This is a genomic window from Dankookia sp. GCM10030260 (assembly GCF_042666655.1).
Classification (GTDB): domain Bacteria; phylum Pseudomonadota; class Alphaproteobacteria; order Acetobacterales; family Acetobacteraceae; genus Paracraurococcus.
Genome location: NZ_JBHTDE010000002.1, coordinates 896,586 through 916,238 on the forward strand (window position 1 = coordinate 896,586; position 19,653 = coordinate 916,238).

Annotated in this window: 17 protein-coding genes; 2 read left to right on the plus strand and 15 right to left on the minus strand. The window is 72.5% G+C overall.

Annotation, left to right across the window (positions count from 1 at the left end):
• From ACFQS7_RS10690 to ACFQS7_RS10755, 14 genes are all read right to left on the minus strand, one after another.
• Nucleotides 1-3,096 carry an efflux RND transporter permease subunit gene (locus ACFQS7_RS10690; protein WP_380067030.1) on the minus strand — a complete coding sequence of 1,032 codons (3,096 nt, stop codon included), beginning with the start codon at nucleotides 3,094-3,096 and terminating at the stop codon, nucleotides 1-3.
• 1 nt (nucleotide 3,097) lies between these two features.
• Nucleotides 3,098-6,274, minus strand: a complete 3,177-nt coding sequence (locus ACFQS7_RS10695; protein WP_380067244.1) for an efflux RND transporter permease subunit — start codon at nucleotides 6,272-6,274, stop codon at nucleotides 3,098-3,100.
• Nucleotides 6,275-6,306: 32 nt separating this feature from the next.
• Entirely contained in the window at nucleotides 6,307-7,500 is a 1,194-nt protein-coding gene (locus ACFQS7_RS10700; protein WP_380067031.1) for an efflux RND transporter periplasmic adaptor subunit, read from the minus strand.
• A 121-nt stretch (nucleotides 7,501-7,621) separates the two neighbouring features.
• Nucleotides 7,622-9,049 carry an efflux transporter outer membrane subunit gene (locus tag ACFQS7_RS10705; protein ID WP_380067032.1) on the minus strand — a complete coding sequence of 476 codons (1,428 nt, stop codon included), beginning with the start codon at nucleotides 9,047-9,049 and terminating at the stop codon, nucleotides 7,622-7,624.
• Between the two features lie 7 nt (nucleotides 9,050-9,056).
• Nucleotides 9,057-9,587, minus strand: a complete 531-nt coding sequence (locus ACFQS7_RS10710; RefSeq protein ID WP_380067245.1) for a periplasmic heavy metal sensor — start codon at nucleotides 9,585-9,587, stop codon at nucleotides 9,057-9,059.
• Nucleotides 9,494-9,916 carry a hypothetical protein gene (locus ACFQS7_RS10715; protein WP_380067251.1) on the minus strand — a complete coding sequence of 141 codons (423 nt, stop codon included), beginning with the start codon at nucleotides 9,914-9,916 and terminating at the stop codon, nucleotides 9,494-9,496. The genes ACFQS7_RS10710 and ACFQS7_RS10715 overlap by 94 nt, the downstream gene beginning before the upstream one ends.
• Nucleotides 9,913-10,536, minus strand: a complete 624-nt coding sequence (locus ACFQS7_RS10720; RefSeq protein WP_380067033.1) for a sigma-70 family RNA polymerase sigma factor — start codon at nucleotides 10,534-10,536, stop codon at nucleotides 9,913-9,915. Before ACFQS7_RS10720 ends, ACFQS7_RS10715 begins: the two co-directional genes overlap by 4 nt.
• A 76-nt stretch (nucleotides 10,537-10,612) precedes the next feature.
• Complete coding sequence (locus ACFQS7_RS10725; RefSeq protein ID WP_380067034.1) at nucleotides 10,613-11,410, minus strand: YdcF family protein; 798 nt, start codon at nucleotides 11,408-11,410, stop codon at nucleotides 10,613-10,615.
• Between the two features lie 3 nt (nucleotides 11,411-11,413).
• Entirely contained in the window at nucleotides 11,414-12,277 is an 864-nt protein-coding gene (locus ACFQS7_RS10730; protein ID WP_380067035.1) for a glycosyltransferase family 2 protein, read from the minus strand.
• A gap of 2 nt (nucleotides 12,278-12,279) precedes the next feature.
• Complete coding sequence (locus ACFQS7_RS10735) at nucleotides 12,280-13,152, minus strand: glycosyltransferase family 2 protein (protein WP_380067036.1); 873 nt, start codon at nucleotides 13,150-13,152, stop codon at nucleotides 12,280-12,282.
• Nucleotides 13,149-14,267, minus strand: coding sequence for a glycosyltransferase (locus ACFQS7_RS10740; protein ID WP_380067037.1), 1,119 nt, complete (start codon nucleotides 14,265-14,267; stop codon nucleotides 13,149-13,151). Before ACFQS7_RS10740 ends, ACFQS7_RS10735 begins: the two co-directional genes overlap by 4 nt.
• Nucleotides 14,264-15,340: a glycosyltransferase family 4 protein gene (locus tag ACFQS7_RS10745; protein ID WP_380067038.1), complete on the minus strand. Its 1,077-nt coding sequence runs from the start codon at nucleotides 15,338-15,340 to the stop codon at nucleotides 14,264-14,266. The genes ACFQS7_RS10740 and ACFQS7_RS10745 overlap by 4 nt, the downstream gene beginning before the upstream one ends.
• A complete protein-coding gene (locus ACFQS7_RS10750; protein WP_380067039.1) occupies nucleotides 15,340-16,860 on the minus strand; it encodes a flippase in 1,521 nt (506 codons plus the stop codon). Before ACFQS7_RS10750 ends, ACFQS7_RS10745 begins: the two co-directional genes overlap by 1 nt.
• Nucleotides 16,861-16,960: 100 nt before the next feature.
• The gene (locus tag ACFQS7_RS10755) at nucleotides 16,961-17,683 is read right to left on the minus strand and encodes a sugar transferase (RefSeq protein WP_380067040.1); all 723 of its coding nucleotides are present in this window, start codon (nucleotides 17,681-17,683) and stop codon (nucleotides 16,961-16,963) included.
• A gap of 329 nt (nucleotides 17,684-18,012) precedes the next feature.
• Here ACFQS7_RS10755 and ACFQS7_RS10760 point away from each other — a divergent pair, with 329 nt between their 5' ends.
• Nucleotides 18,013-18,150: a hypothetical protein gene (locus ACFQS7_RS10760; RefSeq protein WP_380067041.1), complete on the plus strand. Its 138-nt coding sequence runs from the start codon at nucleotides 18,013-18,015 to the stop codon at nucleotides 18,148-18,150.
• Between the two features lie 122 nt (nucleotides 18,151-18,272).
• The gene (locus ACFQS7_RS10765) at nucleotides 18,273-19,097 is read left to right on the plus strand and encodes a substrate-binding domain-containing protein (RefSeq protein WP_380067042.1); all 825 of its coding nucleotides are present in this window, start codon (nucleotides 18,273-18,275) and stop codon (nucleotides 19,095-19,097) included.
• A 143-nt stretch (nucleotides 19,098-19,240) separates the two neighbouring features.
• Here the strand turns inward: ACFQS7_RS10765 and ACFQS7_RS10770 are convergent, their stop codons facing one another.
• On the minus strand, nucleotides 19,241-19,534 hold the full coding sequence (locus ACFQS7_RS10770; RefSeq protein WP_380067043.1) for a hypothetical protein: 294 nt from the start codon (nucleotides 19,532-19,534) through the stop codon (nucleotides 19,241-19,243).
• Between the last annotated feature and the right edge of the window lie 119 nt (nucleotides 19,535-19,653).

A 19,653-nucleotide genomic window follows, 5' to 3' on the forward strand; every position in this document is an offset into this window, starting at 1 on the left:
CTATTCGGCCGCGACCGGCCGGCGGCCGAAGGCCTGCCGCGCCCGCCGCTGCAGCCCATCCATCGCCAAATAGATGACCGGGGTGGTGTAGAGCGTGATCACCTGGCTCAGCAGCAGCCCGCCGATCACCGCGACGCCGAGCGGATGCCGCAGCTCCGACCCCGCGCCGCTTTCCAGCACCAGGGGCACGGCACCGAAGACCGCGGCCAGCGTGGTCATCAGGATCGGCCGGAAGCGCTCGCGGCAGGCCTCGAGGATGGCGGCCTCGCTGCCGAGCCGCTCGCGGCGCTCGTGCTCCAGCGCGAAGTCCACCATCATGATGCCGTTCTTCTTGACGATGCCCATCAGCAGGATCACGCCGACCAGGGCGATGACCGAGAAGTCGAGGTCGAAGAGCCGCAGCGCCAGCAGCGCGCCGATCCCGGCGGTGGGCAGCGTGGACAGGATGGTGATCGGGTGCAGCAGGTGCTCGTACAGCACGCCGAGCACCAGGTAGATGGTCAGCAGCGCCGCCAGGATCAGCAGCGGCTGGCTGCGGGTGAAGGACTGGAAGGCGCGGGCGCTGCCGGCGAACTCCGTCCGCATGCTGTCGGGCAGGCCGATCTCGGCCGCGGCGCGCTCCACCGCCGCGGTCGCCGCGCCGATCGACATCCCCGGGCCGAGGGTGAAGCCGATGGTCGCCGCCGGCATCTGGCCGCGATGGGTGATGAAGATCTGCGTCGTCTCCGGCGTGGTGGTGACCAGGGAGGAGAGCGGCACCTGCACGCCGCCGGCGCCGGGCAGCCAGATGTCGTCCACCTGGTCGGGGAATTGCTGCAGCGCGGGCTCGATCTCCAGCACCACGCGGTACTGGTTGCGGTCGCGGTAGATCACCGAGATTTGGCGCTGGGAGAAGCCGCTGTTCAACGCCTGGGCGATCGCCTGCATCGAGACGCCAAGCCGCGACGCCGCCTCCCGGTCGATGCCGAGGCGCGTGACCAGGCCGGGATTCTGCTGGTCCGAGGAGACGTCCTCGATACCCGGCACGCCGCGCAGCGTCCGCACCAGCCGCTCCGCCCAGGCCTGCAGCGCCGGCACGTCGGTGGACAGCAGGACGAATTGGAAGGAGGAGGCATCCGGCCGGCCGCCGACCCAGATCTCCGGCACCGCCCAGAGCGAGGCCTCGATGCCGGGGAGCGCGCCGAGCGGCGCACGCAGCCGCCGCACCACCTCGGCGGCCGAGGTGCCGCGGCGTTCGGCGCGGGGCTTCAGGCTGACCGTCAGCCGGCCCGAGCTGACCAGGCCATTGCCGTTGCCGACCCCGATGGCGGAGACGACATGCGCCACCGCGGGGTCCGCGCGCAGCACCTCGGCGACGCTTTCCTGCCGCAGCAGCATGGCGCGGAAGGAGATGTCGGGCGGCGCCTTGGTGTTGCCCATGATCAGCCCGGTATCCTGGTCCGGGAAGAAGCCCTTCGGCGCGATGACATAGAGCCAGACGGTGACGCCGATCAGCCCGAGCGTGCCCAGCAGCATCGACCGCCGCCAGCGCAGCACGCGCCGCAGGCTGCGGACATAGGCGCCCGTCAGCCCCGCCATGGCCCGGTCGATCGCCAGGCCCAGCCGGCCCGGCGGCGGCGGCGCGTGGCGCGCCATATGCGCCGCCAGCATCGGCGTGACGGTGAGCGAGACGAGGCCGGACAATGCTACCGCGATCGCCAGCGTCACCGAGAATTCGCGGAACATGCGGCCCAGCACGCCATCCATGAAGACCAGCGGGATGAAAACGGCGATGAGCGAGACGGTGATCGAGACCACGGTGAAGCCGATCTGCCGCGCCCCCGCCAGCGCCGCCTGCAGCGGCCGCATCCCGCGGTCGCGCAGCACGGCGATGGCCTCGATCATGACGATGGCGTCGTCGACCACGAAGCCGACCGAGATGGTCAGCGCCATCAGGGTCAGGTTGTTCAGCGAGAAGCCGGCCAGCCACATCACCGCCAGCGTGCCGAGCAGCGAGAGCGGCACCGCCCCGCCGGTCGCCACCACCGACGAGAGCCGGCGCACGAAGATGGCGACCACCAGGATGACCAGCGCGATCGAGACCATCAGCGTCATCTGCACGTCGTGCACGCTGGCGCGGATGGTCTCCGACCGGTCGCGGATGGTGGTCACCACCACGCCGCCCGGCAGCCAGCGCGCGAGCTGCGGCAGCACCTCGCGGATGCCGTCGGCGACCTCGATGACGTTGGCATCGGCCTGCTTGAAGACGGTGAGCGTCACCGCCTGGCGGCCATCCACCGTGCCACCCTGGCGGCGGTCCCTGGCATCCACGTCGACCCGGCCGATCGAGGCGACGCGGACAACGGCGGCCCCCTGGCGCCGGACCACGACCCGGCCGTAGTCCTCGGGCGTGGCGAGCCTGTCGTTGATCGTGACGGGGGCGAATTGCAGCGTGCCGTCCGCCAGTCCCGTCGCCTGGGTCACGTTGTTCTCGGCGATCGCCTGGCGTATCGCCTCCATCCCGACGCCGGCGGCGCGCGCCGCCGCGGGGTCGATGGTGACACGGATGGCGGGCTGCTCCGCGCCTTGGATCTGCACCCTGGCGACACCGGGAATGCGAGCGATGTGCGGCGCGACGATGCTGTCGGCCGCATCGTAGACGGCGCCTGCGGTCAGCGTTTCGGCGCTCATCGCCAGGACCATCACCGGCGCGCCGCCCGGGTTGAACCTGTTGACATAGGGTGGATTGGGCAGCGGCGGCAGGTCGCTGCCGGCAGCGTTCAGCGCTGCCTGCACGTCGCGCGCCGCGCCGGCGATGGCGCGCGACAGGTCGAATTGCAGCACGATGTAGAAGGCGCCGAGCGCGGAATAGGACGTCATCTCGGCCAGGCCGGCGATGGCGCCGAGACGGCGTTCCAAGGGTGCGACGACCGAGGCGGCGATGGTCTCCGGGTCGGCGCCGGGCAGCGCGCCGCCGACCGCGATGGTCGGCATCTCCGCCCGCGGCAGCGGCGCCACCGGCAGCCAGGCATAGGCCAGCAATCCGGCCAGCGCGAGCCCGATCGCCAGCAGCCCGGTGCCGACCGGCCGCAGGATGAAGGGCGCACTGATCGACATGCTACTCGGCCGGCACCGGCACGCGGCGGCGGACCAGGCGCTGGGCGCGGTCGCGCAGCCGCTCCATCGCCAGATAGATGACCGGCGTGGTGTAGAGCGTGATCACCTGGCTCAGCAGCAGCCCGCCGACGACCGAGACGCCGAGCGGCAGGCGCAGCTCCGACCCCGTGCCGCTTTCCAGCACCAGCGGCAGGGCACCCAGCAACGCGGCGAGCGTCGTCATCATGATCGGGCGGAAGCGCAGCAGGCAGGCTTCCTCGATCGCCTCGCGCGGGGTGCGGCCATGGTCACGCTGCGCCTCCAGCGCGAAGTCGATCATCATGATCGCGTTCTTCTTCACGATGCCCATCAGCAGCACGATGCCGATGAGCCCGACCACCGAGAGGTCGAGACCGAAGACCCTGAGCGCCAGCAGCGCGCCGATGCCGGCCGAGGGCAGGGTCGAGAGGATGGTGATCGGGTGGATCACGCTCTCGTACAGGACACCCAGCACGATGTAGATGACGATGATGGCGGCGAGGATCAGCCAGGGCTCGCCCTCGAGCGAGCGCTGGAATTCGGCGGCGTCGCCGGCGAAGCTGCCGGCGACGGTGTCGGGCATGCCGACCTCGGCCTCGGCCGCGCGGATCGCCGCGATGGCCTCGCCGAGCGAGGCACCGGGGGCGAGGTCGAAGCCCAGCGTCACCGCGGGGAACTGGCTCTGCTTGGTGACCGTCAGCGGGCCGGCGCCGCGGCCGATGGTGGCAAATTCCGAAAGCGGCACCTGCGGCGTGCCGGCCGGCGACTGCACCGGCGTGCCCTGTGCCGTCGCCGCCTGGCCGGCGGTGGCCGGCACCCGCAGCAGCCCGATCATCGACGGGTCGTCGCGCAGCTCGGGCGAGGCTTCCAGCACCACGCGGTACTGGTTGTTCTGGGTATAGATCGTGCTGATCTGCCGCTGGCCGAAGGCGTCGTAAAGGATATCGTCGATCGCCTGCATGGTGATGCCGAGCCGCCCGGCCTTGTCGCGGTCCACCTCGACCGTCACCCGCAGCCCGCCGTCGCGCCGGTCCGACGACACGTCGCGCAGGATCGGCAGCGCCATCAGCCGGCGTTCCAGGATCGGCGCCCAGTGGCCGAGCTCGACCGGGTCGGGGTCCATCAGCGTGTACTGGAAGGCGGTGCTCCCCGGCCGGGCGCCGATCTGGATGTCCTGCACCGGTGAGAGGTGGACGGTGACGCCGGGCAGGGCGTCGAGCGCCGGCTGCATCCGGGCGATGATGCCGGCGGCATCCAGCGCGCGGTCGTCGCGCGGCCGCAGCACCGCGGTCAGCCGGCCGGTGTTCTGCGCCGGGTTGACGATGCCGGCGCCGATCACCGACGTGACGGAAACCACGTCCGGGTCGGCCCGCATCGCCTCCGCCACGCCGCGCTGGAGCGCGGCCATGCGGGTGAAGGAGGCATCCTCGGGCCCCTCCATCGTGGCGACGATCAGGCCGGTATCCTGCGACGGCAGGAAGCCCTTCGGCATCACCACGTACATGGCCACCGTCCCGGCGACCGTCAGCGTCGCCAGCAGCAGCATCAGCGTCTCGTGCCGCAGCGCCCAGCGCAGGCTGCGGCCATAGGCGTCGCGCAGGCCGTCCAGCGCGCCTTCGGTCATGCGGGACAGCCGCCCGGGCCGCTGCGTCGCCGCCGGCTTCAGCATGGTGGCGCACATCATCGGCGTCAGGGTCAGCGAGACGACCATGGAGACGACGACGCTGATGGTGAGCACCAGCGCGAATTCCTGGAACAGCCGCCCGACCACCCCCGGCATGAAGAGCAGCGGGATGAAGACCGCGACGAGCGAGACGGTCAGCGACACCACGGTGAAGCCGATCTGCGCCGCCCCTTCGTAGGCGGCCTCGAGCGGGCGCTTCCCTTCCTCGATCAGCCGGACGATGTTCTCGATCATGACGATGGCGTCGTCGACGATGAAGCCGGTGGCGATGGTCAGCGCCATGAGCGAGAGGTTGTCGAGCGAGAAGCCGCACAGCGCCATCACGCCGAAGGTGCCGATGATCGACAGCGGCAGGGCGATGCCGGGGATCAGCGTGGCGCGGCCACTGCGCAGGAACACGAAGATCACCGCCACGACCAGCGCCACCGCCAGCACCAGGGTGAACTGCACGTCGTGCACCGAGGCGCGGATGGTCGCCGTGCGGTCGGAGACGATCGACAGCGTCGCTCCCTGCGGCAGCGCCCGCTGCAGCAGCGGCAGCTGGGCCTGCACCTCCTCGACGGTCGCCACGATATTGGCGCCCGGCTGGCGCTGGACGTCGATCAGCACCGCCGGCCCGCCATTGTACCAGGCGCCGTTCAGCGTGTTCTCCAGGTCCTGCACCACGCCGCCGATGTCGGCCAGCCGCACCGGCCCGCCATTGCGCCAGGCGACGATCAGCCGGGCGAAGTCGGCCGGTTCCTTCAGCTGGTCGTTCGCCATGACGGAGGAGGCCTGGCGCGGCCCGTCGACGCTGCCCTTCGGCGTGTTGACGTTGGCGGCGGCGATGGCGGTGCGGACATCCTCCAGCGAGAGGCCGTAGGCCGCCAGCCGCACCGGGTCGGCCTGCACCCGCACCGCGGGACGCATCGTGCCCTGCACCAGCACGCGGCCGACGCCGGTGACCTGGCTCAGCCGCTGCGCCAGCAGCGTGTCGGCGGCATCCGACAGGCGGAAGATCGGCAGGGTGTCGCTGGTCAGGGCGAAGGTGATGATCGGCGGGTCGGCCGGGTTCACCTTCGCATAGGTCGGCGGATAGGGCAGGTTGGCCGGCAGCGTGCCCCGGGCCGCGTTGATCGCCGCCTGCACGTCCTGCGCCGCGTCGTCGATGCTGCGGCCGAGGTTGAATTGCAGGGTGATGCGGGACGTGCCCGGACCGCTGGTCGAGACGATGTCGGTCAGCCCGGCGATCTGCGCCAATTGCCGTTCGAGCGAGGCGGTGACCAGCAGCGCCACCGTCTCGGGCGAGGCGCCGGGCAGGGTGGTCGTCACCTCGATGGTGGGGAAGTCCACTTCCGGCAGGGCGGAGACCGGCAGGCGCAGATAGCCGAACAGCCCGCTCAGCAGCACCGCGATCGCCAGCAGCGTGGTGGCGATGGGCCGGGCGATGAAGGGGGCGGAGACGCCGCCGAAGCGGGGCGGTGAGGGGGGTGGCACCGGGCGGCCGGCGCCGCCGTCAGCCGCCGGGCTCACGGCCTGGCATCCGCGGCCTGGCGCGGCCGCGGCCGCCGCTCGCCGGGCGCCGGGCCAGGCGAGGGGGTGCCTTCCTCGGTCGGCGTCACCGCGGCGCCGGGGCTGAGCCGCAACGCGCCCGAGGTCACCACCCGCTCGCCGGGCTGGATGCCCTGGCGCACAACCGCCTCGGTCGCGGTCAGCGCGCCGAGCTGCAGCGGGCGCAGCTCCACCGTGCGGTCGGGCTTGAGCACGAAGCCGAAGGCACCTTCCGGCCCACGCTGCACCGCCACCAGCGGCACGGTGGTGGCGGCGATCAGCCGGTCCACCTCCAGCCGGACATTGACGAAGGCACCGGGCCAGAGCCGCAGGTCCTCGTTGGCGAAGGCGGCCTTCAGCTTGATTGTCCCGGTCTGCGCGTCGACCGCATTGTCGATGGTCAGCAGCTCACCGTCCGGCAACGGCGCGCCGGTGTTGCGCACCACCTGGACCGGCACGGGACCGCGTGCCATCGCCTCCTGCACCCGGCCGAGCTCCTGCTGCGGCAGGGTGAAGACCAGCGCGATCGGCTGCAACTGGGAGACGGTGACGATGCCGGTGGCGTCGCCGGCGCGGACGATGTTGCCCTGGTCGACCAGCCGCAGCCCGACCCGGCCATCGATCGGGGAACGGATGGTGGTGAAGGAAAGCTGCGTGCGCGCCGCGTCGATGGCGCCCTGGTCGGACGCCACCAGCGCCTCGAACTGCGCCACCTGGGCGCGCTGGGTGTCCTGCTGCTGGCGGGAGACGCCCTCGTTCCGCGCCAGCGTGGTGTAGCGCTGCAGGTCCAGGCGGGCATTGGCCAACTGGGCTTCGTCCTGCGCCTTCTTCGCCACCGCCTGGTCGAGCGCCGCCTGATAGCTGCGTGGGTCGATCCGCGCGAGGATATCGCCCTGCTTCACCATCTGGCCTTCGCGGAAGGCGATCTCCTGCAGCTGCCCGTCCACCTGGGCGCGGACGGTGATGGTGTTGAAGGCCTGCACCGTGCCGATCGCATCCAGCCGGATCGGCACGTCCCGCTGCTGCGCCGCGGCCACGGTGACCGGCACCGGGGCACCGCCGCGGCCGGGCCGGCCAGGCCCCGCCGGCGCACCGCCCGCCGGGGCCTGCGCCACGGTCGCGGCCTGCCGCTGGCGCCAGTACCAGGCGCCGCCCCCGGCGCCGGCCAGCAACGCGAGGGCAAGGAGGATCAGGGAGACGCGGCGCTTGGACAGGGGAATGACCTCGGTACTGGATGCTTCAGATACGGGCGGCGGAGGCGTTTCCCATAGGCCGTTCGGGTCACGAAGCGTGTCACGCCGTCGGGGTGCCCCAGCCGCCGCCGAGCGCCCGGAACAGCCCGACCGCCGCCTGCAGCCGGGCGAGCCTGGCCTGCGCCAGGGTGGTACGCGCCGAGAACAGCGTCTGCTGCGTGTTCAGCAGGGTCACGATGTCGATGGTCCCGGCCCGCAGTTGCGCCTCGCTGATCGCATAGGCCCGCTCGGCCATGCGCACGGCATTGGCCTGCAGCTTTTCCTGCTCGGTGGTCTGGCGCAGGGCGACCAGGGAATTCTCGGTGTCCACCAGGGCATTGAGGATGGCGAAGCGGTAGGTCGCCAGCAGCTCCTCGGCCTGGGCTTCGTTCAACTGGACCTGGCCGCGCAGGGCGCCGCCGCGGAAGATCGGCTGCGTCAGCCCCGCCGCCAGGTTGAAGATCAGGCTCTCCGGCCTGGTCAGCGTCTCCAGCGCCAGGCTGGTCCAGCCGCCCGAGCCGGTCAGGGTGACCGAGGGCAGCAGCTGGGCCCGGGCGACGACGATATTGGCATTGGCCGCCGCCAGCGAGGCCTCGGCATTCAGCACGTCGGGGCGGCGGGCGAGCACCTCGGCCGGCAGGCCGGGGGTCACCGGCGGCACGTCCAGCGCCTTGAAGGTGCCGCCGCGCAGGACGATGCCCTGCGGCGGTCGCGCCACCAGGGTGCCGAGAGAGTTGCGGTTGGTCTCGACCTCCTGCACCAGGGGCGGGATCAGCGCCTGCTGCTGCGCCGCCACCGTTTCCTGCTGCGCCAATTCCAGCCCGGTGCCGGTGCCGACCGTGACGCGGTCGCGGATCACCCGCAGCACGCGCTGGGCAATCTCCAGGTTCTGCCGCTGGATCGCCAGCCTTTCCTGGGCGCCGAGCATGGCGAAATAGGTATTGGCGACCGAGGCCTGGGTGGTCAGCGTCACCGTCCCGACATCGAACCGGCTGGCGAAGGCGGATTGCTCCGCCGCCTCGACCTGACCGCGGTTCTTGCCCCAGAAGTCGATCTCGTAGCTGGCCGAGAGGATGGCGCGGTTGCTGGCGGTCACCCGGACCCGGCGGCTGGCCAGGCCGGTGAAGCTGGCGGTGTTGACGCCGCCGGTCTGCTGCCGCAGCGCCTGGGCCGAGCCGTCCACGGTCGGCAGCAGCGTCGCGCCGGCGATGCGGAGCTGCGCATCGGCCTGCCGCACCCGGGCGGTGGCGCCGGCGATGTCGGTATTGGCCGCCATGGCCGCCGCCATCAGCCCGTCCAGTTCGGCGGAGCGGAAGCCGCGCCACCAGCTTGGGTCGGGCCAATTGGCGGGCAGGGCGGGGTCGTTTGCCGCCAGCCGCCCCGGCAGGCCGATGCCGGAGGAGGTGGCGGGCGGGGTCAGCCAGGTGCAGCCGGGCAGCAGCGCCGCGGCGGCCAGCAGGGCCGCGCGGCGCGAGGTGGCGGACGCCATGTCTCTCCTATCGTCCCTGCTGCCGTGCGGCGGCGATCTGCGCCCTGCCGGCGGGGGAGACCGCCTGCATGGCATGCACCATCGTCTCGGTGAACGCAGCGTTGAAGGTGGCCCAGCGTGCCGACCATTCCGCCAGGGCCGCCCGCAGATCCGCCGCGTCGAAGGGCTCGCGTGCCATGGCCGCATCCACGACCCGGCCAGCCGCCCGCAGCGCGGCGAGTTCCTGTGCGTAGTCCGGCCGTTCGGCCTCGAGCACCGCGCGGAATTTCGGCCGGTCCTCGGCTGGCAGCGTCGCCTCGATCCGGTTCACCATGCGGTCCAGGCCGCGGCCGCGATGTTCCGGCACCGCCGGCCGGGTGAGGAGCAGGCCGGCCAAGACGAGGTTGACGACGAGCGAGGCGCCGAATGCCGCGCCGAGCAGGGCGCGACCGGATGGCCAGGTGATCAGAGCGGGTCCTCCGCGATGGGCAGGGTCTGCAGGGGGGCCAGCGGGTCGCCCACCGCGGGGCCGGCCGAGAGGCTGAGCCAGAGCGCGCAGGTCGCCATGGCCGCCAACGCACCCCAGCCGGCCGGGGCGGCCGGGCGCAGCAAGGCCCGCAGCCGCGGCCAGGCGCCGGGCGGCGTGGGCAGGGGACGGCGGGCGATCTCCCGCGCCACCGCCTGCCGCAGCCGAAGCACCGAGTCGGCGGAAGGCCGCGCCAGCCCCGCATCGAGCCGCGCATCGAGCGCGCTGGCCGCATCCAGCAGCCTCCGTGCCTCGGCCGAGGCGGCGAGCAGCGCAGCGGCGGCAGCGCGGCTTTCGCGGGGCCAGCGTTGCTGGCGCGGGCCGTGGGTGTCGATCAGGCGGGCGAAGCGGTCGGGGGTCATGGCGACAGGATCCTCCGCAGCATCGATCGGGCACGGCGCAGCAATCCCTCGAGCGCGCGTTCCGAGACGTCGAGGGCGACGGCGGCCTCGGCGCCGCTCAGCCCTTCCTCATAGGCCAGGGCGATGGCCGCGCGCTGGCGGGCCGGGAGCAGGGCCAGCGCCCGGGCGAGCGCCGCCCGTTCCTGCGCCGTCGCGGCCGCCGCTTCCGGGCCGGGGGCGGAATCGGCCAGGCCAGCGAGCGCCGCCTCCCCGGCATCCGGCGCCTGGACGCGGCGGCGGGTGCGGTCGATCGCCAGGTTCAGCGTGATACGGTGCAGCCAGGTGGTGAACTGCGCCCGATCGGGATCGAAGCTGGCGGCGGCCTGCCAGGCGCGCAGGAAGGCCTCCTGCGCCACCTCCTCGGCCTCGCCGGCGTCGCCCAGCACCCGCAGCGCCACCCGCAGCGCGCGCTCGCCATGCCGTTCGACCAGCAGGCCGAAGGCGGCGCGGTCGCCCGCGGCCGCCCAGCGCATCAGCTCGCCGTCGGACGCGGCCTCGCGCGCCATCAACCCGGCGGGCCGGGTCGGGGCATGGGGGACCGCCAGGCGCGAGGGGCGGGGAAGGGCGAGGGAGATCGGCATGGGGTGCTGCAGCGTGTTACGGCCGGGGCGTCGCAAACCCACGCGCGACACCTGCGTGCAGATGCAACCCAGCCGATCACGGCGCCGGGAAAAGCGCGTCCGTCCGGCCCATCAACCAATAGGCGAGCAGGCCAAGCCATTCCCTGGTCCCCCATTCGAATTCCTGCAGCCGGACGGGGAAGGAGGCCTCCAGCCAGAGGCCGCTGCCAGCCCCGGTCCGGTAGTTGACCGGCCAGGCGGTGATCCGCCAGCCGGCCTGGCGGAAAACCCCCATGCTGCGCGGCATATGGCTGGCCGAGGTCACCAGCAGCCAGGTCTCGCCCGGCTTCGGCTGGACCACGCGAAGCGTGTTCACCGCATTCTCGTGGGTATTGCGGGATTCGCGCTCGAAGCTCATCCGCTCGGGTGGGACGCCGAGGTCCAGCCAAAGCTGCCGCGCCACATCGGCCTCGCTCAGGGCGCCCGGGGCCAGGCTGGCGGTGCCGCCGGTGAAGACCAGCCGCGCCTCGGGGTGACGCCGCATGAGCGCGACCGGCTCCGTCATCCGCTCGGCCGCGCCGTTCAGGGCGGGCAGGCCGCGGGTCTCGGTCAGGCGTTGCTCGACCGCGCCGCCGAGCACGACGATGCCGTCGATATGGGCGGGCTCGACGGCGGGGCGGGGGAAGCGGTCCTCCAGCGGCCGCAACACCGGCTGGTCGAGCGGCAGCAGCGCCAGCAGGCCGAGGAAGCCGATCCCGGCCAGCGCCGGCCAGCGTCCCCAGCGCCGGCCGCGCCACAGCAGGGCCAAGCCCAGCAGCCCCAGCAGGATCGCCGCCGTCCCCGGCCGCAGCGGCCACCAGAGCAGCTTCGAGATGACGAAGGTGACGTCCTGCACGGGCTAGAGCTCCAGGATCCGGCCGGGCGAGAGCCGGCCGCGCGCCCAGTCGGCCAGGGCCAGCAGGTTGCCGCGCAAGCGCCCGAAACGGTCGGCCCAGGGTTCCGGCCAGGGCGAGCGCACCGCGTTCTTCAGCGTGTGGCGCAGCAGGCTGGGCAGCGCATGCGACCAGGGATAGGTCCCCTTGCGCGCCAGGTAGACCGAATTCGCCACCTGCGAATAGCCGAGCCGGCGTCCCGGCGTCCGCCCCAGCTTGGTGCCGAGATGCACGCCGCGCGCTCCGGCCAGCCGCAGGATGGCGCCGTGCCGGCCGATCGCCCGGGTGAAGTCGATATCCTCGTACCAGGCATAGAGCGGCAGGGCCTCGTCCACCCGGATGCCATGCCGGCGCACCACGTCGAGCCGCACCGCCATGTTGCAGCCATAGCCGTTGAAATGCGGCGCGGCGGCCAGCGGGTCGCCGGCGTAGCGGTCCCCTGCCAGGATCGCCCGGCCCTCCGCCGGCGAGTAGCCCGGCGCATTGGCGCCATCCGCCAGCACCGTGCCGGTGGTGACGACGCAGTCCGGCCGGGCGGCGAGGATCGCCTCGGTCACCGCGCCATAGCCGGGCGCCGGCAGGAAATCGTCGTCGAGGAAGAGCAGCAGGTCGCAATCCGCCGCGGCGTCGAGGATGGCGTTGCGCTGCCGCGGCAGGCCAGCCGGGGAGAGGATGTACTCGACGCCTGGATGGGGCGCGCCGACATCCTCCGGCGTCACGTGGCAGACGATGACGCGGTCGGGCCGGCGGGTCTGCCGGTCCAGCTCGGCCAGGGTCTCGGCCAGGATGGCGGCGCGGCCGCGGGTGGCGATGCCGATGGCGAGGCGCATGGTCAGGCCTCGGCCAGGGCGGCCAGCGGCAGGCCCCGTGCGGCGCCGGGCGTCAGGAACCCCTCCAGCCGGCCACGCAGCGTCGCCGCGTAGTAGCGGGCCGCGAGCATGTTGCCGCGCAGCGCGCTGACCAGCACGCCGCCCACCGGCCGCAGCATGAAGGGCAGCCAGACGCGGACCGGCACCGCATGCCGGCGCAGCACGAAGCCCATGCCGCGGGCATAGAGCGCCGCGCGCTCCACCGCGACCGGGGTCAGCCGCTTGTCCGGGTGGACGATGCGCTGCGCCGGGTCGTAGCGCGCCGCATGCCCGGCGCCGACGGCGCGCAGCACCAGGTCGTTGCCCTCGGTCGAGCCCAGCGGCGTGCCGGGGCCGAGCCGCTCGTCGAAGCCGCCCATGGCGAGTGCGACCTCGCGGCGGAGGAAGAGGTTGAACTCGATCACGCTGGTCCAGACATTGCCGGCGTCGATCGGCCCGGCATCGGTGCGCCAGCGGCCGGAGCCAAGGCCCCCCGCCGGCGAGGCGGCCGGGCCGGTCAGGATCGCCAGGGACGGATCCGCGGCGAAGCCGGCGAGCACCCGCGCCAGCAGGCCGGGCGGGAAGGTGCAGTCGTCGTCGGGGAAGCCCACGATGGCGCCGCGCGCCAGGGCCAGGCCCAGGTTGCGCGCATGGTTGGCATGCGCCCGCGTGGTGCGTTCCCGGCGCAGCGCCAGCCGGTCGCGCCAGGCCGCCATCACCGGCGCCAACCGGTCATCGGCATTCTGGTCGACCACGATCACCTCGAGGTCCGGGTGGTCCTGCGTCGCCAGGCTCTCGAACAGCGCCCCCAATTCGCGGTCGCGGCCGCGGGTCGCCACGATCAGGCTGACCCTCATGCCGCCGCGCGCTCGGCAAGCAGCCCCTCGACATGCGTCCGGAAGCGGTCGCGGAAGGCGGCGGCGGAGAAGCGCCGCGCATTCGCCCGGCAGGCGGCGGGGTCGATGGCGGGGGACAGCGCCTCGAACCGCCCGACCGCCGCGGCGATCGCGGCGGCGCTCTGTTCGGGAAACAGGATGCCGGTATCCGGCCGGACGATGTCGCGCGCGCCGCCGCGGCCATAGGCGATCAGCGGCGTGCCGCAGGCCTGCGCCTCGACCATGCCGATGCCGAAATCCTCCTCCGCCGCATAGACGAAGGCGCGGGCGGTGCGGGTCAGCCGGACCAGCTCGGCCTGCGGCACCCGGCCGCGCAGCGCGATATTGGGCGCGCCGGCGGCGGCCTGCCGCACCAGCGCCGCGCCGGGGCCGTCGCCGCAGACCACCAATTGGCGCTGCGGCATGGCGCGGAAGGCCTCCACCACCAGCTCGACCCGCTTGTAGGGGACCATGCGGGCGGCGATGAGGTAGTGGCCTTCCCGCGTGTCGCCCAGGGGAAACCCCTCCACATCGACCGGCGGGTGAATGACGGCGGCCGGGCGGCGCCAGACCTTCTCGATCCGCTCCGCGATGTAGCTGCTGTTGGCGACGATGCTGTCCACCCCGGCGGCCGAGGAGCGGTCCCAGTGCCGCATCCTGTGCAGCAGCCAGCGGGTATAGAGCGACATCGGCCCACGCTCGAGCCCCGCCTGGCGCAGGTACTGGTGCTGCAGGTCCCAGGCATAGCGCATCGGGCTGTGCACGTAGCTGACATGCAGCTGGCCGGGCCCGGTGATCACCCCCTTGGCGACCGCGTGGTTGGAGGAGATCACCAGGTCATAGCCGGCCATGTCGAACTGCTCGACCGCGATCGGCATCAGCCCGAGATACCTGCGGAAGTGCTTCCGCGCGAAAGGCAGCCGCTGGATGAAGCTGGTGCGGACCGGACGGCCGCGCAGGAAGCCGCGCTCGGCCTCGGGCAGCACGTCGCAGACGGCGAAGAGGTCGGCCTCCGGCCAGATCTCCAGCAACTGCTCGACCACCCGCTCGGAGCCGGCATAGCTCTCCAGCCATTCATGGACGATCGCAACCTTCACGCGGTGCGCTCCTCCGGCAGCAGGTCGAGCAGCCGCTCGGCGGCGCCGCGCCAGGTGTAGCGGGCAGCCTGGCGGAGGCCGCGCGCGCGCAGGGTGTCGTACAGGCCTTCTTCCTCCAGCAACCGGGCAAGCATGGTGGGCAGGCGGCGCTGGCCGTCATGGTCGAACCACAACGCCGCCTCGCCGCAGACTTCGGGGACCGCCCCTGCCGCGGCGGCGATCACCGGGCAACCGCAGGCCATGGCCTCGAGCGGCGGCAGGCCGAAACCTTCGTACCGAGATGGGAACAACAACCCGAGGGCCGATTCATAGAGTGCCCGCAGCTCGGCATCGCTGACCCGGCCAAGGGTCCGCACCGCATGGCCGGCGGCGCCGCCGCCCTGGCGGAACACCGCCGGGTCGGCCGCGCCGGCGACCGCCAGGACGGAGCCATGCCGGCCGAGCAGCGCGGCGCATTCGCCGAGCGCCGCGAGGTTCTTGTGCGCCGCGGGGTTGCCCACCACCAGCGCATAGCGCCCGGGCATCAGCCCATGGCGGTCCAGCACGGCCGTCGCGGCCGGGGCGCGCAGGATATGCTCGGCGCCCTCCGGCATGACGGCGATCCGGGCGGGGTCGAGCTTCAGGTGGTGGGCGATGCGGCCGCGGGAGAATTCCGAGACGGTGACGATGCGCGCCCCGACCCGCGGCAGCGCCAGGTGCAGGGCCCGGTACCAGGCGCGGAAGGCGGTCGAATAGCTGTCCGGGGTGTCGAAGGCCCCGGCATCGTGGATGACGACGACCTGCCGGCGCCCGGCGGCGAGCGGCGCGGTATTGCCGAGGTTCACCAGGGTGGACCCACGCGCCCGCAGCGGCAGTTCGGCCTGTTCCCAGGCCTGGCCGCGCAGCAGGGTGGAGGCTTCCTCGCGCAGGTTGCGGAACGGCGAGGGCGGGCCGCCGGCCGGCCGCAGCAGCCGGGTATCGGCCAGGCGATGGTCGCCGGCCAGCGCATCCAGCTCGCGGCAGATCTCGGTGGCGAAGCGCTGCACCCCGGTCACCCGCTGCGACAGGAAACGCCCGTTGATGGCCAGCGGCATCAGCCCGGCCCCCCGACCCGCAGCAGCCCGCCCGGGTGCCGCAGCAGGCCGCGGATCTGCCCGCGCTCCGCCGGGTCGAGCGAGCGCAGGGCGAGGGCGGCGAAGGCGGCCAGGGCGACCGTGCCGACCGCCAGCATCGCCGCCGGCGATGCCATGGCCGGCAGCACCGCCAGCCCGACGCCGGCGACCGCGAGCGGCGGCAGCAGCCGCGGCGTCGCCTCCCGGGCCTGCGGGTAGAGCCGGGTGGCGAGCCAGAGCTTGCCGAGGCAGTCGGCCAGGCACCGCAGGGCCCAGGCGAAGGCGGCACCCTCGATCCCCAGCCAGACCAGCAGCAGCGCGGCGAGCGGCAGGTAGACCACGGCCTGGAGCAAGGAGAAGCGCGCCGTCACGTCCGGCCGGCCGATCGCGTCGATCAATGCGCCCGGCACGAAGGCGAGACAGGAGAAATAGATCCCGACGCCGAGGATCCGCAGCACCAGCCCGCCGCCGGCGGCGAAATCCGCCCCGAGCCAGAGCCCGAGGATGCGGTCGCCGCCGCCGGCAAGCACGAGCGCGACCGGCAGGACGAGGCCCATGACCAGCAGGCTGCCGCGGCGCAGCAGGGCCACGGTCTGCCGCGGCAAGGTGGCATAGGCCGAGGCGAAGGCCGGCAGCAGGGTCTGCGCCACCGCCACCGGGACCATCCAGACCCGTAGCACGAGGTCGAGGGGCGTGGCGTACCAGGCCACCGCGGCCAGCGACAGCAGCGCGCCGATCAGGAAGCGGTCGGCATAGAGCAGCGCCTGCACGAGCAACCCGGAAAAGGTCATCCAACCGCCCATCCGCAGCAGGGGCAGCACCAGGCTCAGCCGCAGCGGCGTCGCCAGGACCCGGCGCACCAGACCGCGCAGCAGGAACAGGTAGGAAACGGTGTTGGCCAGCCGCACCGCGACCAGGGTCAGCATCACCGCCATCAGGTCGTCCCAGACCAGCAGGACCAGCACCGGGCCGAGATAGTAGAAGATGTTGACCGGGATGGTCGCCAGGTTGGCTGCCCGGAAGCGCTGGTAGGCCGCCAGCACGCCCCAGAGCGCGGCGTTCAGCACCACCAGCGGCGCCGCCGCGGCCAGCACGCGCATCGCGGCGATCGCTTGGGGCTGCAGGGCGGGCGGCACGTTCAGCACCCGCTCGACCAGCGGCGGCACGCCGAACCAGAGGCCGACCGCCACCACCGTGCTGACCCCGCCAAGGCAGGTCAGCGCCGCGCCGACCAGGCCGGCGGCTTCCTCGCCGCGGCCCTCGCCGATGCGTTCCGACAATGCCCGGGTCAGCGCCTGGCCGACGCCGAAGTCGAACACCCCGAAGACCCCGACCATGGCCAGTGCCAGGGTGAACAGTCCCCAGCGCTCCAGGCCAAGCTGGTGCACGAGCAACGGGGTGAGCAGCAAGGCGAGGATCAGGGGCAGGCCGCGGCCGGCGGCGTTCCAGGCCACCCCGGCGATCATGGCGCGCGCACGGGTGCGGGATTCGGGGTGGTCCATCGCTACCTTTGCGGCGGGGCCGGGCCAAGGGTTCGGGCCGCGGGACAGTGCCAGGAGGCGGGGCGTGGCAGCCCCGCCCGTCAGGGTCAAGAGGCGCGTGTCAGTAGGCGCCGCGGCGCAGCAGGACCACCGCCGGAGTGCGCAGCAGGATACGGAGGTCGGCCCAGATCGACAGATTGGTTGCATACTGGGTGTCGAGCGCGACGCGGGTGTCGTAGGTGGTTTCGCTGCGGCCGCTGACCTGCCAGAGACCGGTGATGCCGGGACGGACCGAGAGGTAGTACTCCGCCGCCGCGCCGTAATGCGCGGCGAGCTCGGCGGCGACCACCGGCCGCGGGCCGACCAGGCTCATCTCGCCGCGCAGCACGTTCAGCAGCTGCGGCAGCTCATCGAGGCTCGTGGCGCGGAGGAAGCGGCCGGTGCGGGTGACGCGCGGGTCGTCGCGCAGCTTGCGGGTGGCTTCCCATTCGGCCCGGGCGGCCGGGTCGGCGTCCAACAGGGCGGCCAGGCGGGCCTGGGAGTCGGTGACCATGGAGCGGAATTTCAGACAGCCGAAGCGGCGGCCGCCACGGCCGACCCGTTCATGGGCGTAGAAGACCGGGCCGCCATCGGCGCGGATCAGCAGCGCCAGCAGCAGGAAGGCCGGCGCGGTCAGCAGCAGAAGCGCGCCCGCCCCGAGGATGTCCAGTGCCCGCTTGATGGCCGGCTGGATGCCGGCCTGGCACGCCTCGGCACGGCGTCCGCGGCCTGCCGTGGCATGCCCCGGCAGGCCGCCGACGCCGACCTCGGATATCATCGGTTCGTAGACATCAACGCCAAGCATGGCGGCCCGACCCTTCCTGAGCCAGGCGGCCGGCGACGGCGCGGCTGGCATGTCCAAACCCGGCGGAAGTTGCCGCGGCCGGTTGGCCGGTGCACTTCCGAACGGATCTCTTGTGCACCCAGGGAAGCGCCGGATTGCGACGCGCTTGCGGCCGGATTGTGGCAGCGCACAATTATGCGACTGAAGCCAACCCGCCGTCCTTGGGAATATCGGCGCCATCCGGACCCCTGCACATTTTCATAACCTCACCCCTGATAGAGCGGGCGGCAGGGTATTGCGCCGCAACAGCGGGGCGGGCGGCGCGATCGAGGCGGCGACGGAGACAGGCCATGCAGCGGGAACGCCCGGAGGACCTCAGTCAGGCGATGGCGGCCCCCGGCGCCGCGGCGCGAGGCATCCTGCTGGCCGTCCTACTGTCCTCGGTCCTCTGGGTTGGCTTGGCCGTGACGCTCTGCATGCTTTGGTAACCGCCCGACCCAACCCAGAGCGAGACATCTGGCACTTCTCGAGGACGCGCGACGGAGCGAAGGACGCATGGTTCCGCGCCGGCGTCGTTGCGCTCCGGCCCATCCTGTTGCATTTGCCTGTCATGCCGATCCGTCGCACCTTGCTTGCCCTTGCTCTCCTGCTCCCGGGTTGGCCGGCCGCCGCGCAGGATCGCTTCTTCACGCTCGTCTCGACCACCAGCACGGAGCAATCGGGCCTTTTCGCCCAACTGCTGCCGGCCTTCACCGCGGCCACCGGAATCCGCGTGAGGGTGGTGGCGCTGGGGACCGGGCAGGCGCTCGATGTGGCCCGCCGGGGCGATGCGGACGCGCTGCTGGTGCACGATCGCCCGGCCGAGGAGAAATTCGTCGCCGACGGCTGGGGCGGACCGAGACATGTCGTCATGTACAACGACTTCGTCATCATCGGCCCAGCGGCCGATCCGGCGGGCATCGGCGGGCTGACCGACGGCGCCGAGGCGCTGCGGCGGATTGCCGTCGCAAGGGCGCCGTTCATTTCCCGCGGCGACCGCAGTGGCACCCATGCGGCGGAGCTACGGCTGTGGCAACTTGCCGGAACCGATCCGGTCGCCGGGCGCGGGGCCTGGTATCGCGAGGTGGGGCAGGGGATGGGCCCGGCGCTCAACACCGCCGCGGCTCAGGAAGCCTATCTCCTGGCCGATCGCGGCACCTGGCTGGCCTTCCGCAACCGGCAGGACCTGCGCATCCTGGTCGAAGGCGATCAAAGGTTGTTCAACCAGTATGGCGTGATGGCGGTGAACCCGGCGCGCCACCCGCACGTGAAGGCGGCCGAGGCGGAACGGTTCATCGCCTGGCTGGTTGGCCCGCCCGGCCAGGCGGCGATCACCGGTTACCGCATCGGCGGGGAGCAATTGTTCCTTCCGAACGCCGGACGGCCGGGCGCCTGAGCCGCTAGCCCGCCACTGCCGCCGGCGCGTCATCGCCCGGAGCGCGTTCGACCCGCGCGAAGCGGCAACGCGGACCCTGGGCCAGGAATCGGGTAGCCACAGCCCGCTGCCGGGCACCGCCGATAGCGATGCCTTCGCATCCGTCAGGCGGCACTGACCCTGATATGAATGCGCCCGGCGCCCTGCTGCGGTGGCCGGGGGACGAGTGCGGCAATATGGCCGGAGAAGCAGAGCCGCCCCTGCGGCATCGCCTCGGCAAGGACATCACGCTCCGCCGGGGGCAGGCGGCCAAGGCGCTGGCCGGCCTCGGAAAAAGCTTCGATCGCCAGCCCGCCCTGCAACACGCGCAACTCGACCGTATCGCCGACCTTTGGATGGGCGACCTCGGGCCCTGGCTCGCCGGTCAGGTAGGTGAGGAGGTCGAAGCCTGTCGCCACGTGCAGATTCCTGGGTGTTCTGCCGATCCGCGGTTCCGAACCGGCTGAATGCATTCTTACACGATCGTATGACAAGCATGTGGCGAATAGGCGAAGAAGTGAGTGGGTTTTCAAGCCTT

Excerpts from the sequence above, each read along its gene's own strand:
- ACFQS7_RS10690 (WP_380067030.1), bottom strand. The coding sequence starts at position 3,096 with ATGTCGATCAGTGCGCCCTTCATCCTGCGGCCGGTCGGCACCGGGCTG.
- ACFQS7_RS10705 (WP_380067032.1), bottom strand. The coding sequence starts at position 9,049 with ATGGCGTCCGCCACCTCGCGCCGCGCGGCCCTGCTGGCCGCCGCGGCG.
- ACFQS7_RS10715 (WP_380067251.1), bottom strand. The coding sequence starts at position 9,916 with ATGACCCCCGACCGCTTCGCCCGCCTGATCGACACCCACGGCCCGCGC.
- ACFQS7_RS10720 (WP_380067033.1), bottom strand. The coding sequence starts at position 10,536 with ATGCCGATCTCCCTCGCCCTTCCCCGCCCCTCGCGCCTGGCGGTCCCC.
- ACFQS7_RS10730 (WP_380067035.1), bottom strand. The coding sequence starts at position 12,277 with ATGCGCCTCGCCATCGGCATCGCCACCCGCGGCCGCGCCGCCATCCTG.
- ACFQS7_RS10735 (WP_380067036.1), bottom strand. The coding sequence starts at position 13,152 with ATGAGGGTCAGCCTGATCGTGGCGACCCGCGGCCGCGACCGCGAATTG.
- ACFQS7_RS10745 (WP_380067038.1), bottom strand. The coding sequence starts at position 15,340 with ATGCCGCTGGCCATCAACGGGCGTTTCCTGTCGCAGCGGGTGACCGGG.
- ACFQS7_RS10750 (WP_380067039.1), bottom strand. The coding sequence starts at position 16,860 with ATGGACCACCCCGAATCCCGCACCCGTGCGCGCGCCATGATCGCCGGG.
- ACFQS7_RS10755 (WP_380067040.1), bottom strand. The coding sequence starts at position 17,683 with ATGCTTGGCGTTGATGTCTACGAACCGATGATATCCGAGGTCGGCGTC.
- ACFQS7_RS10760 (WP_380067041.1), top strand. The coding sequence starts at position 18,013 with ATGCAGCGGGAACGCCCGGAGGACCTCAGTCAGGCGATGGCGGCCCCC.
- ACFQS7_RS10765 (WP_380067042.1), top strand. The coding sequence starts at position 18,273 with ATGCCGATCCGTCGCACCTTGCTTGCCCTTGCTCTCCTGCTCCCGGGT.